At 73.0% G+C, this 15,290-nt stretch carries 16 protein-coding genes and 1 pseudogene; 10 read left to right on the forward strand and 7 right to left on the reverse strand.

Going from position 1 to position 15,290, the window contains the following annotated elements:
* Nucleotides 1-368 precede the first annotated feature (368 nt).
* On the forward strand, nt 369-743 hold the full coding sequence (locus AEQ27_RS16145; RefSeq protein ID WP_054147598.1) for a hypothetical protein: 375 nt from the start codon (nt 369-371) through the stop codon (nt 741-743).
* 123 nt (nt 744-866) lie between these two features.
* Here the strand turns inward: AEQ27_RS16145 and AEQ27_RS16150 are convergent, their stop codons facing one another.
* Nucleotides 867-1,907 carry a glycosyl hydrolase family 18 protein gene (locus AEQ27_RS16150; RefSeq protein ID WP_054147599.1) on the reverse strand — a complete coding sequence of 347 codons (1,041 nt, stop codon included), beginning with the start codon at nt 1,905-1,907 and terminating at the stop codon, nt 867-869.
* 133 nt (nt 1,908-2,040) lie between these two features.
* On the opposite strand from AEQ27_RS16150, the gene AEQ27_RS16155 reads away from it, so the two are divergent.
* Both AEQ27_RS16155 and AEQ27_RS16160 read left to right on the forward strand, forming a co-directional pair.
* Nucleotides 2,041-2,370: a DUF3140 domain-containing protein gene (locus AEQ27_RS16155; RefSeq protein ID WP_054147600.1), complete on the forward strand. Its 330-nt coding sequence runs from the start codon at nt 2,041-2,043 to the stop codon at nt 2,368-2,370.
* Nucleotides 2,371-2,452: 82 nt separating this feature from the next.
* Complete coding sequence (locus AEQ27_RS16160) at nt 2,453-3,127, forward strand: SDR family oxidoreductase (RefSeq protein ID WP_054147601.1); 675 nt, start codon at nt 2,453-2,455, stop codon at nt 3,125-3,127.
* Between the two features lie 265 nt (nt 3,128-3,392).
* Here the strand turns inward: AEQ27_RS16160 and AEQ27_RS16165 are convergent, their stop codons facing one another.
* Together AEQ27_RS16165 and AEQ27_RS16170 are read right to left on the reverse strand one after the other, a co-directional pair.
* The gene (locus tag AEQ27_RS16165; protein ID WP_054147602.1) at nt 3,393-3,794 is read right to left on the reverse strand and encodes a hypothetical protein; all 402 of its coding nucleotides are present in this window, start codon (nt 3,792-3,794) and stop codon (nt 3,393-3,395) included.
* Nucleotides 3,795-3,930: 136 nt separating this feature from the next.
* Nucleotides 3,931-4,143: a hypothetical protein gene (locus AEQ27_RS16170; RefSeq protein ID WP_054147603.1), complete on the reverse strand. Its 213-nt coding sequence runs from the start codon at nt 4,141-4,143 to the stop codon at nt 3,931-3,933.
* Between the two features lie 62 nt (nt 4,144-4,205).
* On the opposite strand from AEQ27_RS16170, the gene AEQ27_RS16175 reads away from it, so the two are divergent.
* Entirely contained in the window at nt 4,206-5,654 is a 1,449-nt protein-coding gene (locus AEQ27_RS16175) for a glucose-6-phosphate dehydrogenase (protein ID WP_082383685.1), read from the forward strand.
* A gap of 75 nt (nt 5,655-5,729) precedes the next feature.
* Here AEQ27_RS16175 and AEQ27_RS16880 read toward each other — a convergent pair.
* Nucleotides 5,730-6,602: pseudogene (locus tag AEQ27_RS16880) on the reverse strand (transglutaminase family protein); the annotation flags it as partial.
* 113 nt (nt 6,603-6,715) lie between these two features.
* Here AEQ27_RS16880 and AEQ27_RS16190 point away from each other — a divergent pair.
* The 5 genes from AEQ27_RS16190 (at nt 6,716) to AEQ27_RS16210 (ending at nt 10,807) form a co-directional block, all read left to right on the forward strand.
* A complete protein-coding gene (locus AEQ27_RS16190; RefSeq protein ID WP_043596776.1) occupies nt 6,716-7,012 on the forward strand; it encodes a hypothetical protein in 297 nt (98 codons plus the stop codon).
* A gap of 205 nt (nt 7,013-7,217) precedes the next feature.
* Entirely contained in the window at nt 7,218-7,604 is a 387-nt protein-coding gene (locus AEQ27_RS16195) for a lactococcin 972 family bacteriocin (protein ID WP_054147606.1), read from the forward strand.
* Between the two features lie 78 nt (nt 7,605-7,682).
* The gene (locus AEQ27_RS16200; protein ID WP_054147607.1) at nt 7,683-9,785 is read left to right on the forward strand and encodes a hypothetical protein; all 2,103 of its coding nucleotides are present in this window, start codon (nt 7,683-7,685) and stop codon (nt 9,783-9,785) included.
* Nucleotides 9,786-9,918: 133 nt separating this feature from the next.
* Nucleotides 9,919-10,611 (forward strand): ABC transporter ATP-binding protein, encoded by a 693-nt coding sequence (locus AEQ27_RS18860; protein ID WP_369813675.1) that lies wholly within the window; start codon nt 9,919-9,921, stop codon nt 10,609-10,611.
* On the forward strand, nt 10,505-10,807 hold the full coding sequence (locus tag AEQ27_RS16210) for a hypothetical protein (RefSeq protein ID WP_200908393.1): 303 nt from the start codon (nt 10,505-10,507) through the stop codon (nt 10,805-10,807). Before AEQ27_RS18860 ends, AEQ27_RS16210 begins: the two co-directional genes overlap by 107 nt.
* A gap of 109 nt (nt 10,808-10,916) precedes the next feature.
* Here AEQ27_RS16210 and AEQ27_RS18160 read toward each other — a convergent pair whose 3' ends face one another.
* From AEQ27_RS18160 to AEQ27_RS16225, 3 genes are all read right to left on the reverse strand, one after another.
* Nucleotides 10,917-11,831, reverse strand: a complete 915-nt coding sequence (locus AEQ27_RS18160; RefSeq protein ID WP_054147610.1) for a lytic transglycosylase domain-containing protein — start codon at nt 11,829-11,831, stop codon at nt 10,917-10,919.
* 377 nt (nt 11,832-12,208) lie between these two features.
* Nucleotides 12,209-13,477 (reverse strand): AI-2E family transporter, encoded by a 1,269-nt coding sequence (locus tag AEQ27_RS16220; RefSeq protein ID WP_082383687.1) that lies wholly within the window; start codon nt 13,475-13,477, stop codon nt 12,209-12,211.
* Between the two features lie 126 nt (nt 13,478-13,603).
* Entirely contained in the window at nt 13,604-13,825 is a 222-nt protein-coding gene (locus AEQ27_RS16225; protein WP_054147611.1) for a DUF1653 domain-containing protein, read from the reverse strand.
* Nucleotides 13,826-13,865: 40 nt separating this feature from the next.
* On the opposite strand from AEQ27_RS16225, the gene AEQ27_RS16230 reads away from it, so the two are divergent.
* Entirely contained in the window at nt 13,866-15,272 is a 1,407-nt protein-coding gene (locus tag AEQ27_RS16230; protein WP_082383688.1) for a carboxylesterase family protein, read from the forward strand.
* The last annotated feature ends 18 nt before the right edge of the window (nt 15,273-15,290 follow it).

The raw sequence follows: 15,290 nt of genomic DNA on the forward strand, positions 1-15,290 counted from the left end.
CAGTGGCCGACTGCACAGAAGGTGTGGCGTGGGCTGGGGAGTGGGGCGGGCGGACCCGTGTCGGGGGGGTGTGGGGTTTCTGGGTCTGCTGCCGGGGCTGCTGGCCGGGGGCGTCGCTCACGGTGTCTCCGTCGTCGTCGTGGGTGGGCAGGTCGGGTCGTCGTCGCGCGTCGGGCCGCTCTCCGGCAGCGTAGTGCGGCGGCTCGACCCGATGCCCGCTCGCGTTTCCGTCTGTGGACGGACCTGTGAGGGCATCCCGGGTGGGAGGATGGGCGGAACCCCTCGACAGGAGATCACCCGGGGCGTCGCTCCCCCTTTCCGTCATCACCGCACTCGAGGCCTTCGCCGCGCCTGATCGCAAGCAGTCCGTGCACGACCTCGCCGTCGACCCGGCCGGTCCCGCCGAGCAGACCCTGGCCGACCTGACCGGCCCGGTCGAGTGGGTCGACCTGGCCGTCGCGCCCCCGCTGGGCCCCGACCGCAGCGACCCCGAGGGCATGCGTCGTCTGCTCCAGGCGATGGGCGCCGAGGGGCGCTGCGCCGTCCTGTCGGCCTCGGGCTCCGAGGACGACCGCGACCTCGGCGGCGCGCTCGACGGTGTGCTGCACCAAGAGGGCGGCGCGCTCGTCGTCTGCCGTCCCGGCCCGCTGGCCTTCCTGGTCACCGGCGGGGGCGACCGCTGGCTGCTCAGCGACCGCGAGATCCCCGAGCTGACCGGCCCGATCGGCATCATCACGCCGTAGGGGGCATCCCTCTCTCACGCTGATCCGGTACGTAGCGGATCAGCGGACCCGATCCCCCGCCCCTCCGACTGCGGACGATCCGGTAGGTACCGGATCAGCCGCTGGACGGGCACTCCCCCGGCGTCAGCCGCGGCGGATCGGGTCGCCCGTCGTCAGCTGCCAGATCGCGACGCCGTGCAGCCCCTTCGACTCGGCCAGGTCGGCGCGGGCGGTGATCGAGCGTCCGTCCGACCACCAGAGGGTCGAGCCGTCATCGGGCGACGCCGTGTACTCGGCCTGCTCGGCGTCCCACGAACCGGTGGACTGCGCGCCGGTGCGGGCCTCGGCGACCGACACCGCGCCTCCTGCGGCGCCCTCGCCCGTCCAGCGGTAGCCGTACCCCGCCACACCGAGGTCGAGGCGGTCGGCCGGGACGAGCTCGAGCGCGGCGTCGAGCACCTCGCCGACCCAGGGCAGTCCCCCGACGGGCCCGGGCTCGCTGAAGCCGGTGCCGTGCTGGTCGTAGGCCATGAGCACGAACCGGTCGACCGAGTCGGACAGGGCGGCGAGGTCGTACCCGAGGTCCCCGTACCCCGACGGGTCGGTGCTGGGCTGCACGGCCATCGAGATCGCGGCGTCGTCGGGCAGGGCGTCGCGCAGCTCGGCGGCGAAGTCGACCAGCCCCGGGGCGTCCGCGGCCGAGAGCGACTCGAAGTCGATCTGGACGCCGTCCCAGCCGCCGTTGACGACCTCTCCGGTGAGGCCCGACACCACGAACTCCCGGTTGGCCCGGCTCGACAGCAGCTGTGTCGCGAGCTCGCCGCTGAACCCGTCCCGGCCGGCGTTGACGACCAACAGCTCGGCCTTCTTGCCCGCCGACTGGGCGGCCTCGCGCAGGGAGTTGGCGGACTCGTCGCTCGGGGCGACACCGGCCCCGCCGGTCGTGATCGCGACGCCCGAGACGCCCACCGTGTCGATGGCGGCCTCGCTGTGGTCGAACGCCTCGACCGCGGCCGTCGTCGCGTCGGGCGAGGCGATGGCGTACCCCTCGACCGCGAGCCCGGCGGGGATCTTCGCCTGCGGCGCGACCGTCGGGTTGTTCCCGTCGGCCGAGCACGAGATCAGCGTGACCGCGAGCGAGGCGGCGAGCAGCAGGGCGGCGGTGCCGGTGGTCAGGGTGCGCACCGTGCCATCTTCGCCGATCCGGCGGGACGACGTGGTCGCGGCGGGGGGGGGGACGCGGCGGGGGCGCGGCGGGCGCGCCTCGCCGCCCCGCGCCCCCCGGACTCGCGGGGGGCGGGAGTGCTTGGCTCGGCCCATGACAGACGACGACCGACAGCAGACCTGGGACGAGTTCCACGACGACGTGAACATGACGGCCTCGACGCTTCGCGACTGGCTCGACACGGACGAGTCGCGCGAGGTGGGGCAGAAGGACGGCGGCGAGTCCGTCGGGCACGAGAGCGGTCGGCACATCGTGCGCATCCTCGAGAAGAAGAAGGCCGACCTGACCGACGCCGACTGGCAGCACATGGAGAAGGTGCACGGCTACGTCGCACGTCACTCGAAGCAGCGCCCCTCGGGCGACGTCACCGACACGAAGTGGCGCTGGTCCCTGATGAACTGGGGGCACGACCCCCTGGCCTGACCGCCGGGCCGCCGGACCGCCGGGCCGCCGGGCCGCCGACGGGCCCCGACCACCGTCCGGCCCAGCCCGGCAGACTGGGGCGATGAAGACCGCACTCGTCACCGGGGGCTCGCGGGGCATCGGCCTCGCCGTCGTCCGCGACCTCGCCCGCACCCACCACGTGATCGTCCACGGCCGGGACGAGGAGGCGCTGCGGGCGATCACCGCCGACCTCCCGTCCGCGACGGCGTGGGCCGCCGACCTCTCGGGCCCGGCGCTCACGGTGCCGCCGCTCGACGGGCTCGACGTGCTGGTGCACGCGGCCGGCGTGATCGGCGGCCGGGCCGTCGCCGACACCGAGCGGGACGACTGGCGCCGCGTGTTCGAGGTCAACGTGTTCGCCGTGGCCGAGGTGACGCGTCAGCTGCTGCCGGCCCTGCGGGCGGTGCAAGGCACGGTCGTCTCGATCAACAGCGGCTCGGGGTTCACGGCCGGGCCGAACGGCAGCACCTACGCGGCGAGCAAATTCGCGCTGCGGGCGCTGACCGACGCCCTGCGCGAGGAGGAACGCCCGCACGGCGTCCGGGTCAGCTCGGTGCACCCGGGCCGCGTCGACACCGACATGCAGCACGAGCTCGTCACGGCCGCGGGCGGCACGTCCGACACGTCGCTCTACCTCGAGCCGCAGTCCGTCGCCGACGCCGTGCGGCTCGTGGTCGACCTGCCGCACGGGGCCACGGCCGAGGCCGTCTCGGTGCGCCCCACCCGCCGGGCCTGACCTGCCAGGCGCGACCTAAAGGGATCTCGTCAGCCGTCGCGCCACCGTGGCGCCGCGGCGCCGTGGCGCCGGGGCGCCGCGCCGCACCCGTCCTCGGTCGCCGCCGGCGGGCCCGATCTGCGGCCGATCCCGCCCTCGATTGGCCTGACGGGCCGCCCCGCCACGAGATGTCGGCGTGTCGCCGCGTCGTGGTCGCGAATTGCACACCGGTGGAGGCGCGGGTCGGGTCAGGAGGCGCGGGTCGGGTCAGGAGGCGCAGGTCGGGTCAGGAGGCGCAGGGCGGGGCAGGAGGCGCGGGTCGGGGCAGGGGGGGCGGGTCGGGTCGGGGGGCGCGGCTCGGGGCCTCGGCCGCGCCCGGCTCGGTGGGGGCGAGCCGCGCGACCCGGCGGTTGTGCCACGCGATCTGTCCGCACTGGGCGGCGGCCACGGCCAGGAAGACGACGACGGTCGAGAAGCCGAGGCCGGTGGTCTCGCGGATGCCGAAGACTCCGAGCAGCGTCACGCCCGTGCCGAGTCCGCGACCCCACCGGAGGCCGGCCGGGGTGTGCGGGGACTGTCGCCACCACGGGCACCGGTGGGCACCGACGGAGGCGAGCTCTCGAGCCGTCGCGTCGGTCGAGAGGGCGACACCGAAGACGAGCACCACGAGCCACAGCAGCAACCACATGCTGACGAGGCTAGGGGCAGGGAGGCGACCCGCGCCTCCTTCGCCCGGTCGAGATGTCACGACGTGCCGCTCACCCCCGAAGGTGAGCGGCACGTCGTGACATCACGCGAACCGGGACGAGGGCAGCCCGGGCAGGTCAGCTGTAGTCGTGGCCCGAGACGCCGAGGGAGCGGTACACGAACTCGCCGCCCTCGCTGGCGTCGTCGTCGAGTTCCCACATGAGGTCCTCGCCGTCGGAGGCGCCGGGGCGGGTGACGCTCTTCTGCGGCAGGCCGTCGATGAGGGTGAGTTCTTCGGTGGCGGTCTCGTCGTGGCCGACGAAGCGGGCGGTGTAGGTCTGGTCGCTCATGCCCGCACGCTACGCCGCCCTGCTCCGGGCACGGCCGCGACCGACCCACTACCGTGCACGGCATGAGTGCGAAGAAGGCCCCCGAACCGGCGACCCTGTTGATGCTGGGAGCGAGCGGAGACCTCGCCGCGCGCCTCCTGATCCCCGGGCTCGGCGGCCTGTTGGCGCTCGAGCCGACGCGCCGCGTGCAGCTCATCGGCGCCGGCGTCGAGGAGTACTCCGACGCCGAGTGGAAGAAGCGCGTGAAGACGTCGTTCGACAGCGGCCATGCGAGCGGTGCGGCGGTGGACGCGTTGCTCGAGTCCACGACGTACATCACGGCCGACGTGACCGGGGCCGACGGCCTCCGCAGCCTGATCGAGGCCTGCGACGCGCCTCCGTCGATCTACTTCGCCCTGCCGCCCGCCATCACCGAGAAGGCCTGCACGGCCCTGCAGGAGGTCGACCTGCCCGAGGGAACGTCCCTCGCCCTCGAGAAGCCGTTCGGCACCGACCTCGCCAGCGCGAAGAAGCTGAACCGCGAGGTGCTGAAGCTCGTCCCCGAGGACCAGGTGCACCGCGTCGACCACTTCCTCGGTCGGTCGACCGTGCTGAACCTGCTCGGCCTGCGCTTCGCGAACCGCCTCATCGAGCCCATGCTCAACAACCAGCACGTCGAGAGCATCGAGATCGTCTACGACGAAGAGCTCGGCCTCGAGAACCGCGCCCGCTACTACGACCACGCCGGCGCCATGGTCGACATGATCCAGAGCCACCTGCTGCAGGTCATGGCCGTGCTGACGATGAACGCTCCCGCGACGCTCGGCCCCGCCGACCTGCGCGACGAGAAGGAGCTGGTGCTGCGCGCCACCCACGTCTGGGACGACGACGCGGTCGCGAACACGCGCCGCGCCCGGTACGGCAAGGGGAAGGTCGACGGCCGCACCCTGCCCGCCTACGTCGACGAGAACGGCGTCGACCCCTCGCTCGAGACCGAGACGCTGGCCGAGGTCGTCGTCGAGGTGGCGAACTGGCGCTGGGCCGGCGTGCCGATCCTGCTGCGGTCGGGCAAGGCCCTGGCGTCGCGCCGTCGCGAGATCGTCATCACGTTCCGCCCGCCGACCCACGTGCCGAAGGAGTTCATCGGGGGTGGCACCCCCGACCGCCTCCGCATGGCGATCTCGCCGGACGAGATGTCGCTCGAGCTGAACGTCAACGGGCCGGGCGACTCGTACGACCTGTCGCGCGCCTCCCTGCACGCCGACTTCGGCGCGGCCGACCTGACGGCCTACGGCGAGGTGCTCGAGGGCATCCTCGACGACGACCCGACGCTCTCGGTGCGCGGCGACTCGGCGGAAGAGGGCTGGCGCATCGTCGCCCCGGTCGTGAAGGCGTGGACGTCCGGCGAGGTCGCCATCGACGAGTACCCGGCGGGGTCGGCCGGGCCGGAGTCCTGGCCCGCGGGCGTCCACCAGAACGAACCCGCCGTCCGGGCCCGCGAGGGCGCGAAGCTGGCGCACCGCGAGGACTGAGCCGCGGCGCCGGAGGGGCGGGCGGCAGGGCAGGGGCGGCGCGAGCGCAGGAGGCGCGGTGCCGGCGGGCGGGCAGCCGAGGCTGACGAAGGTGCTCACGTCGTCGCGCGGCAGGACGTCGGCGACGGCTCCGGCCTGCATCCCCGCGACCGTGACGCGGCCGCCGTGGCTCGGGAGGAACGCCGTGTCCGAGGCGTCCCGACCGGTCGCGATGCGCAGCAACGTCTGCCGTGGCGCGAGCCCGGTGGCGTCGACCACGTGCCAGGCGCCGTCGACGAAGGCCTCGGCCACGGCGTGGAAGTCCATCGGCGACAAGCCCGGGGCGTAGACGCTGACCAGCCGCGCGGGCACGTCGAGCCCGCGCAACAGGGCGATGACGAGATGGGCGTAGTCACGGCAGACGCCCTGCCGGTCGAGCAGGGTCTGCACGGCGCCGTCGGTCGGAGCACTGGCCCCGGGCACGTAGGCGAGGTGCGAACCGACCCACGTCGCGACCGCGGCCAGCAGCTCGCGCCCCTCGAGCCCGCCGAACTCGGCACGGGCGGCGGGGCTGCGCGTGTCGGACTCGCAGTAGCGGCTCGGGCGGCGGGAGCGCACGAGGGCCCGCCCGGCGCCCGCGGGGTCGTCGAGGCGTCCGTCGGCGACGACCCGGTAGTCCCCGGTGACCCGGCCGGCCCCGACAGCGCACAGGTGGAGGAGGGGGCCGTGGTGGTCGTGCAGCTCGCGGCCCTCGAGAGGGGCGCCGTGCTGGGTGACGACCAGCGCCTCCTCGGTGATGCGGGCGGCGTCGGCTGTGCCGGCCGTGCCGGGCGTGCCGGGCGTGCCGGCCGTGCCGGGCGCCGCTCCCGTGCCGGGCGCGGCGTAGGCGCGGGAGGCGGCGATCGACAGGACGAACTCGGCGGGGCCGTCGACGTCGAACTCGAGTCGGGCGGACGCGGTGCGCTTCATGACGAGAGGGTGGCACGTCCGTGAGTCGGGCGTGTTTCGGGGTGTGCCGTGAAGCGGCTGCGACCCTGCTGGGACCGCCGCTCGATGTCGGTGGTGCCGGGTTGGATGAGCGCATGCCCTCGTACCGCGTCACGCTCACCGTCGGCACCCTGCGACCCGGGGTGCGGCCCGACTCCGTGCTGCCCGCGGCCGCCGCGAGCGCCGCGGGGCTGACCACGGTCGAGGCGAGCGACGTCACGCTGGTGCGGGGCGAGCCACGATTGGTGGTGCGCTACGAGTGCGCCGCCGACGAGCCCGCGCACCGCATCGGGGCCGTCGTCGAGGCGACCGTGGGCGAGCTCGCCGACGTCGTGCAGGGCCGGGTGACGCGTCGCGACGGCGGGGCGTGGACGCTGGTCGGCGCGGTCTGACGCCTTCACCTCGAGGTCGAGGCCGTTCGCAGTCTCCGACCGGCATCGCGGCCGCGCCGCCTCGGAGCACACCGCACCGCACTCGCGCGGACCGGACGTCACGAACCCGGTTATCCACAGGCCGACGTTTTTCATCGAGAAGATCACATATTAATGCTTTTCTGGATGGGTCGAGCACCTGCTCACCCCTCCAGAAAGGCACCGCATGAAGATCCTCTCCCGTCTCGCCACCGGCACTCTCGCATTGGCCCTGATGGCGACCGGCACGACGGCGGCGAACGCAGAGACCCTGCCCGCGCCTGGACCGACAGTCGTCGAGTCCGGCTCGGTGGCGGTCCAGCCCGGTACAGCAGGGACGACCACGAGCGACCACAGCAGAGGCTTCGTGGTCGAGTCGTCCTGGTCCTACGGCACGAAGCCCCGCCTGTACTCGAACTATTTCCACCGCAGCAGGTGGCACGGGTCGTCGGTGAAGACGGCCGCCGGCCGCATCACGCAGAGTGCGAACACGAGCCCGGGCCAGTGGTCGTACGCCTACGGCACCGCCACCCCGAATCGAGTGGACTACGCGTACTACCGCATCACGAGTTGAGCTGCGTGGCGCGTCCCGCCCCGGCGTGACGCGCCACCGCTCTCGCCTCCACCCCGACCTCCCCGTCAGGAAGCCTCGATGCACGTGATCCTCCGGACCTCCATCGTCCTCGTCTCGATGGTCTCGACCGTTGCCGCGCACCTCGTCGCCGAGAGGTCCGAAGAGCTGTTCCCCCTGTCGGCTCCCGCCCAGATCCACATCACGTCGGGCCCAGGAGGCCTGGACGAACCTGCGACCGTGGTCGCGGACTTCGAGGGCAACGACCTGGCCGCAGCTCTCGTGACCTTCGACGCGACCCCGGACGGCGTCCGACGCATCCTCGTCCTCTCTCCTGGTTTCACCGGCCAGCCCGGGGCGCCCGGCGCCCTGGCACCGGGCAGGCAGGTTCACGACTTCGGCACCCGTCTCGCGTCGACGCAGACCCGCGTCCTCGAGGCCGGCGTCGACACGGTCTACGGCCAGTGGACCGTCTTCGGTTCCGACGGCGACATCGAACGCTCCGCTGACGACCTCCGCCGCGACGGATTCACGGCGGAGGTCGTGTGGAACGATGCAGCAGCAACTGCCGCGCAAGCCGTCACGGTGGTCCCGCCCCTCCTCGTGTTCGCTGTCGCCACCTTCCTGTTCGTGACGTCGGCGGCGGCCTGGACCCTGACCGCCGGCTCACGACGGGCTCGTCGCGTCCACGGCCATTCCCGCTACGGGGTGTCGGGCGGCGACCTCGTGAAGACGGCGACGTTCGTCGGGGCCCTGTGGGCGACGACCTGGCTCGGCTGGCTGGCGACGGCCACCCTCCTGTGGGGCTCCAGTCCGAACATCGGCCCGACCGGTCTCCTCGTGGCGCAGATCACGGCTCTGTGCGGCGGGGCCATGATCGTCATCACGGCCCTCGCGGCCCTCGCGGCCCACGGCGGGTCGCGTCCTGGGCTGCGGCCTCGCGAGCGCCGAGCGACGACGATCCTCGGGGTGGCCGCGGGCACCACACTCCTGAGCATCGGGGCGTCCATGCTGGCCGCGACGGATGCACTAGAGGAAGCCGGCGCCGGTCTCCGCGCCGCCACGGCGAAGCACGACTCCTGGCACGACCGATCGGCTCGGATCATCGCTTTGCGGGCGACGGAGGAGTCCGTCGTGGAGCGTGAGGCACCCGACTGGTCCCGCTTCATCGCCAGCGAGGAGGCGACCGGCCACCTCCTGCTGAACTACCTGGACCCAGGATGTCAGGGTCTCTCGTTGACGGTCGACTGCGTGGTGGTCAACCGCACGTACCTGCAGCAGGCGGCATCGCGGGGAACGAGCGGGGTCGACGAGTTCGTCGACGACACCGATGACCGGGTGCGGGTCCTCGTGCCTCTCGGTCTGGAGCCCGAGGCCGGGGCTCTCGAGTCACGTGTGAGAGAGTTCGTAGCATTCCAACGCGAGGTCGAGACGCGATTCACCTGCCCCGACGGCGACTGCTTCGCCGAGGTCCCCGTCGCAGCCGTCACCGTCCAGACATATCGCTCCCCTCTCGAGCTCCCTCTCCTGACGGCCTATCCGCGCACGGATACGGGCGAGGACGTACTCGTCGATCCCGTCGTGGTCGTCGTCCCCCCGACCCAGCGAGTCCTCAGCATGGACTACCACCTGGCGGCCATGAGCACGGGCGACGAGTTGTACACCGGTTCGTACGACGAGCTCGAGGCAGCGCTCCAGGAGCACGGCATCCGCGATCTCGTCTTCGCCCATGCGGAGGTCCGGGACGAGACCGGTTCGCTCGTGCCGCAATGGCGCGCCTGGAAGAACCAGTCCCTCGTCACGCTGTGGCTCTCGTCCTTCCTGGCTGCTGCGATGGTCTTCCTCCTCGTCTGGGCGTCCGTCCGCTCGCGTGCCCGCTCTCTGTCCGTCCGGCGCGTCCACGGCCTCGGCCCGTTCCGTCGCCACGGCCGGATGATGATCCTCATCGGTGTACTCGGTTGCGCTGCGCCGTTCGTCTCCTTCGTGACCCCCCAGCCAGGGACCATGCCGGAGATCCCCCTAGGACGACTGATCACCGCCGGCCTGGCACTCGCCGCAACCTTCCTCCTCCTGGCCTGGCCGACGGCCCTCTGGTGTGAGGGGCGCTCGCGGGGGACGGCCTCGTCCTCCGGCAGAAGAGCCGCTCGGCGCCCAAGCGAAGGAGACATCCATGGTGCGTCCTGATGCCCCATCCACGCCCACTCGCCCGGCGTCACCCGGTAGTCCCCATTCGTCTCTGGTCGTCGCTGATCTGTCCAAGGCCCATTCGGGGCGAGAACTCTGGAAGGACGTGACCGTGACGTTCGACGCCGGGACCATGACGTCGATCTCGGGCCCGAGCGGGGTGGGGAAGTCCACCTTGCTCCAGTGTCTAGGGCTGCTCGGCACATCGACATCGGGCTCGATCGCCTACGAGGGCGCCGAACTCCGCCGCGCGCGAGGTCGGACACGACGACGTCTGCATCGCGACGTCTTCGGGTTCCTCTTCCAGGACTACGGTCTCGTCGACAGCTGGACCGTCGCCAAGAACCTCGACGTCGCCCTGACGGCCCAGAGGGTCGCGTCGCGGGAGCGCGCCGGGCGACGATCCGCAGCCCTCCGACGAGTTCACCTGGAGGGGGTCGAAACGACGAAGGTGTCCCGGTTGAGTGGGGGTGAGCAACAGAGAGTCGCTCTGGCCCGCCTCGTTCTGCACGAGCCCCGGGTCGTCCTCGCTGACGAACCCACCGCAACGCTCGATGACGCGAACGCCGAGATGGTCCTCGAACTGCTTCGCGAACTCGCCGACGACGGCGCCGTCGTCATCGTGGCAACGCACGACGCGCGGGTGCTCGCCGCGAGCGACCAGGTGGTCGAACTCGACGGAGCGACGGCCTTCGTCAGGCCCCGCGTAGGCTCCCGACATGGGGACGACACCGACGCGAACGATGCTGACGACGACCGCTCGCGTGGGGGCCGCGGTGGCGACGGCGGCGCTCGCCCTCGGGGCGCTGACGGCCTGCGGCGGTGACGACGACGACACCGTGGTGACGGTCAGCCCGAGCGTGAGCCCGTCGGCGACGCCCGAGAGCCCGACGCCGGCACCCGCGACTCCCACCGAGGGCACCCCGACGCCGTCGCCGAGCCCGACCAGCCCCAGCGCGCGCCCCACCCCGGTCACGACCGACAAGCCCACCGACCGGCAGACGATCCCCCCGCAGAACTGATGGTCGGCCCCCGTCCACCGGCATCGCACCACGAACTGAACGTCGCACCGCGCGTGTGCGCGGTGCGACGTTCAGAAGGCGGTGCGACCCGAGCCCCGGGAGGGCCGGCTCAGTACCAGTTGACGGACTGCGAGTGCGACCAGGCGCCGCACGGAGTGCCGTAGACCGACTTGATGTAGCCGAGCCCCCAGGTGATCTGCGTCTTGGCGCTCGTCGCCCAGTCGCTGCCGGCCGAGGCCATCTTGCTGCCGGGCAGGGCCTGCGGGATGCCTGCCGCGCCACTGCTGGAGTTGACGGACTTGTAGTTCCAGCCCGACTCCTTCGTCCAGAGCGAGACGAGGCACGAGAACTGGTCGCTGCCCCAGCCGTACTGCGACGACGCGAGCGACTGGGCCGTGGCCTTGGCCCCGGCCACCGAGTTGTCGGACGCGGCGCGGGCGGCCTCGGCGGCAGCGGCGGCCTCGGCGGCGGCCTTCGCCTCGGCAGCGGCCTGGGCCTCGGCGGCCGCCTGCGCGGCGGCGGCCGCAGCAGCGGCCTGGCGGTCGGCCTCGGCGGCGGCGGCCTGCACGGTCTGAGCCGAGAGCGCGGTCTTCTCGACGCGGTCGTTCAGCGTCGAGGCGTCGAGCTTCTCGTAGTCGGCGAGCGAGGCGACCTGGGTCTGCAGCTCGCTGGCGTCGGTCCGGCTCGAGGTCGAGGCCACGACCTGGTTCGCGATCTGGATCGTCGAGCGCGCCTTGGCCTGCGCCAGTGATGTGGCGATCTCGGCCTTCTGCTGCTTGACGTCGGCGGCGTGCTGCTCGGCCGAGATGGTGTCCGCACCGGCGGCCGACATCGAGGTGACCGCGAAGCCGGTCCCCGCCACGAGGGCGACCGCGGCGACGCCTCCGATCAACGACAGGCGGCGACGGGCGCTGCGACGGCGGCCGGCGGAGAGCGAGCGGCGCGTGGCGGGAGCCTCGGCGGTCGGGGTCGACTCGGCGGTGACGGAGTCCTCGCCGGGGGCAGGGGTGTTCTCGGTGGTCATGTGGTCCTCGTGCTCGGCCGACCCGCGCCTCCGGTCGGGCGGGGCGCACACGGCGGAGCCACGCCGGGCGCTCGGGGCGCTCACGGGTGGCCGGTGTCCACGCGACGGGGCGAGGGGCCGTGACAGGTCGGTGTCGGTCTCGCGAGGCCGTGGGGCCTCGACTCGTCCGCCACGGCTGCTCGGCCGAGTGGGGACTCGATCGAGAGGGGCGCACGCGCCCGGGCGAAGTGACGAGTATGCAGAGGCTTCCTGAGTAGAACCACACAATGCACTGTCGAACCGTGCAGTCCGGCGCATCAGCCCAGCGGATGACATCGACCCGCGCCTCCCTCATCCGAGCGAAGGAGGCGCGGGTCGGGCAGGTCAGCGGCCTCCGATCACGACGCCTCGGGTGCCTCCACGACGTCGTCCGCGACGCGGGACCGACGCCAGGCCCCCGTCGCCACGTACTTGACCATCACGTTCAGCACGGCCACCGTCGGCACGGCGAAGAGCGCGCCCGGGATGCCGGCCACGTACGACCCGCCCGCCACGGCGAAGACGACCGCGAGCGGGTGCACCCGCACGGCCGAACCCATGACCAGCGGCTGCAGCACGTGTGCCTCGATCAGGTGCACGACGAGCACTCCGGCCAGCATGACGACGGCCTGGACCGGCCCCGCGAAGACCAGGGCGACGACCACGGCGAGCGCGCCGGGCACGATGGCTCCGACGACCGGGATGAACGACGCCAGGAAGACCAGGATCGCGATCGGCACGGCGGGCGGCAGCCCGAGGACGAACGCGATGAGGCCGATGCCGACGGCGTTGACCGCGGCGACGACGATCTGCACGCGGACGAACGAGGTCAGCGTGTGCCAGCCCGCCTGGCCGGCCCCGTCGACGGCCGGCCGGGCCGCCTTCGGGAAGAGGCGGACGGTCCAGGCCCAGACCCCCCGGCCGTCGATCATCAGGAAGATCGTCGCGAAGAGGGTCAGCAGGCCTCCGGCCAGCAGGTGGCCGGCTGCGGTGCCGATCGACAGCACGCCGCTGAGGATCGCCTTGCTCTCGGTCTGCAGCGCGTTCTGCGCGTCCTTCAGGTAGCCGTCGACGTCGGCGTTCGTCAGCTGGAACGGCGGCCCCTGCAGCAGGGTCGTCAGCTGGTCGTACTGCGCCACGGACTGCTTCTCGATCTGCGGCAGTCCGGCCCGGATCTGCGTCACGGCGAGCAGCACGAGCCCGCCCACGACGACCACCCCGGCCAGCAGCGCCGCCACGATGGCGCGCCAGCGTGGCCACCGGTGCCGGTGCAGGAACCCCGCGACGGGCACGAGGAACGCCGACACGAGGATCGCGATGAGCAGCGGCACGACGATCTCCTCGAGCGTCGCGATCAGCCAGAAGAGCACGGCCAGCACGGCCGCGACCGCGAGCAGGCGCCAGGCCCAGGCGCCCGCGACGAGCATGCCCGGGGGCAGTGCGGCGGCGGGTGGTGCGCCGCCGGGCTGTGCGGCGGCGGGCAGAGCGGCACCGGGCGAGGAGGCGCGGGTCGGGTCGCCCGGGACGGTGGCGGCCGCGGTCGGGTCGGCGGTGCGGGTCGCGTCGTCCGTGGCGCCCCCGTCTGTGGCTGCACCCTGGGAGCGCTGGGAGCGACGTGAGAACTTCATGAGCCGAGTGTCCGGCCGCGCGGCTATCAAGCGGCTGTGACTTCGCTGACCCGGCCCGCGCCTCCTCGGCTGGGCAGCTTCTCGGCGACCGCCGCGTGGCGGGCGCACGGTTCGCGACCGGGCCGGTCAGCCCTCGGGCGCGACCCTCGGGCCGTCGTAGCCGTCGCGTCGCACCTGTTCCGACCACGCCGCGAGCGGCCGCACCCAGAGCCCCTGCTCGCCGTAGAGCGCGCGGTAGACGACGAGCGGCTCGTCGGTCTCGCTGTGGCGTGCGGTGCCGAGCACCTCGTAACGGCCGCCCTTGAAGTGGCGGTAGAAGCCGGGTGCGGGAGGGGTGTCGGCGGTCATCCCGCGAGCCTAGACGGGCGGTGAGGGGCACGATGGTCGGGTGACCCAGGACGCTCCCCCCTCGACCGCCAGCACGCCGACCACCCCGGGCGAACCCGTCGTCGACACCGACGACCGGGCTGCCCGCCGCGAGTTCGACACCCCCTCGGGCCGCGTCGTGGGCCGCGTCGACGGTGCGGTCGTGCGGGTGCTCGGGGTTCCCTACGCCGAGGCCGACCGCTTCGAGCCGCCGCGTCCGGTCGCGCCCTGGTCGTCCCCGCTGCTCGCCTTCGACCGTGCTCCTGCCTCGCCACAGGTCGCGGCACCCGGGCTCGACGCCCTGATCGAGGGTGCCGCCGTCGGCATGGTCGACGACGAGCACTGCCAACGCCTCTCGATCACCCTGCCCGCCGACCTGCTCGCCGACGAGCGCGTGCCGGTGATGGTGTGGATCCACGGCGGCTCGTACGTGTCGGGGGCGGGCGACCTGCGCGTGTACGACCCGCGCGCCCTCGTCGCCGAGCAGCGCGTGATCGTCGTCACCGTGACCTACCGGCTGGGCATGCTCGGTTTCTTCGGCGTCGGCGACGAGGTGCCCGCCAATCTCGGGCTGCTCGACCAGCTCGCGGCGGTCCGCTGGGTGCACGACACGATCGAGGCGTTCGGTGGCGACTCGTCCCGCATCACCCTGTTCGGCCAGTCGGCCGGCGGCGACGCGATCGCGCACCTGATGATCAGCGAGGGCGCCCGGGGGCTCTTCGCCCGGGCCATCGTGCAGAGCGCCCCGCTCGGCATCGCGCGCGGACGCAGCCGCATGGTGGAGGCGATGACGGAGGCGGTGGGCACGCCCCGCAAGGACGCTCCGCTCGACGAGCTGCTCGCCGGGCAGTCCGTGGCCGAACGGGCGGCGAAGCGCTTCGGCCTGCGCGGTGGCATGGCCTTCGGTGTCCAGTACGGCCGCGCACCGCTGCCCGCCGAGTCCGCCGCCGACGACGCCTGGCGCGAGGTCGCCCCCGAGATCGACCTGCTGATCGGTGCGACGGCCGACGAGGCCGCGGTGTTCGCCGAGTTCTCCCCCGTGCTGCAGCGGTTGTTCGGTCTGCCCGTGGTCGGGCGGGTGATCCGGCGCGTGATGGTCGACGCCACGACGAAGGCGGTCTACCACCGGGCCGGCCGGGCCTTCGCCGACCGGCACCGTGCCGCGGGCGGGCGCGTCTCGACGTTCCGGTTCACCTGGGAGCCCGAGGGCACGGCGTTCGGCGCGGCCCACATCACCGAGCTGCCGCTGCTGCTCGGCGGACGCGAGGCCTGGGCGCACACCCGCCTGATCGGCACCACCGACTGGGACGACGTCGACCGCCGCGGCCGCAAGGTGCGCCAGGTCTGGGCCGACTTGGCCCGCACCGGCACGGTCGCCGCCGACGCCACGGCCGGCCTCGCCGACACGCTCGTCGTGCGCCGCCGCTGACCGGGCGGACCCCAACAC

Origin of the sequence: Frigoribacterium sp. RIT-PI-h (assembly GCF_001297205.1) — a bacterium.
Taxonomy (GTDB): domain Bacteria; phylum Actinomycetota; class Actinomycetes; order Actinomycetales; family Microbacteriaceae; genus Frigoribacterium.

Bases quoted from the DNA above. Each gene is read 5' to 3' on its own strand.
- AEQ27_RS16195 (WP_054147606.1), top strand. From the start codon at position 7,218: ATGAAGATCCTCTCCCGTCTCGCCACCGGCACTCTCGCATTGGCCCTG.
- AEQ27_RS16170 (WP_054147603.1), bottom strand. From the start codon at position 4,143: ATGAGCGACCAGACCTACACCGCCCGCTTCGTCGGCCACGACGAGACC.
- AEQ27_RS16210 (WP_200908393.1), top strand. From the start codon at position 10,505: ATGGGGACGACACCGACGCGAACGATGCTGACGACGACCGCTCGCGTG.
- AEQ27_RS16225 (WP_054147611.1), bottom strand. From the start codon at position 13,825: ATGACCGCCGACACCCCTCCCGCACCCGGCTTCTACCGCCACTTCAAG.
- AEQ27_RS16220 (WP_082383687.1), bottom strand. From the start codon at position 13,477: ATGAAGTTCTCACGTCGCTCCCAGCGCTCCCAGGGTGCAGCCACAGAC.
- AEQ27_RS18860 (WP_369813675.1), top strand. From the start codon at position 9,919: ATGACGTCGATCTCGGGCCCGAGCGGGGTGGGGAAGTCCACCTTGCTC.
- AEQ27_RS18160 (WP_054147610.1), bottom strand. From the start codon at position 11,831: ATGACCACCGAGAACACCCCTGCCCCCGGCGAGGACTCCGTCACCGCC.
- AEQ27_RS16155 (WP_054147600.1), top strand. From the start codon at position 2,041: ATGACAGACGACGACCGACAGCAGACCTGGGACGAGTTCCACGACGAC.
- AEQ27_RS16160 (WP_054147601.1), top strand. From the start codon at position 2,453: ATGAAGACCGCACTCGTCACCGGGGGCTCGCGGGGCATCGGCCTCGCC.
- AEQ27_RS16190 (WP_043596776.1), top strand. From the start codon at position 6,716: ATGCCCTCGTACCGCGTCACGCTCACCGTCGGCACCCTGCGACCCGGG.
- AEQ27_RS16200 (WP_054147607.1), top strand. From the start codon at position 7,683: ATGCACGTGATCCTCCGGACCTCCATCGTCCTCGTCTCGATGGTCTCG.
- AEQ27_RS16165 (WP_054147602.1), bottom strand. From the start codon at position 3,794: ATGTGGTTGCTGCTGTGGCTCGTGGTGCTCGTCTTCGGTGTCGCCCTC.
- AEQ27_RS16175 (WP_082383685.1), top strand. From the start codon at position 4,206: ATGAGTGCGAAGAAGGCCCCCGAACCGGCGACCCTGTTGATGCTGGGA.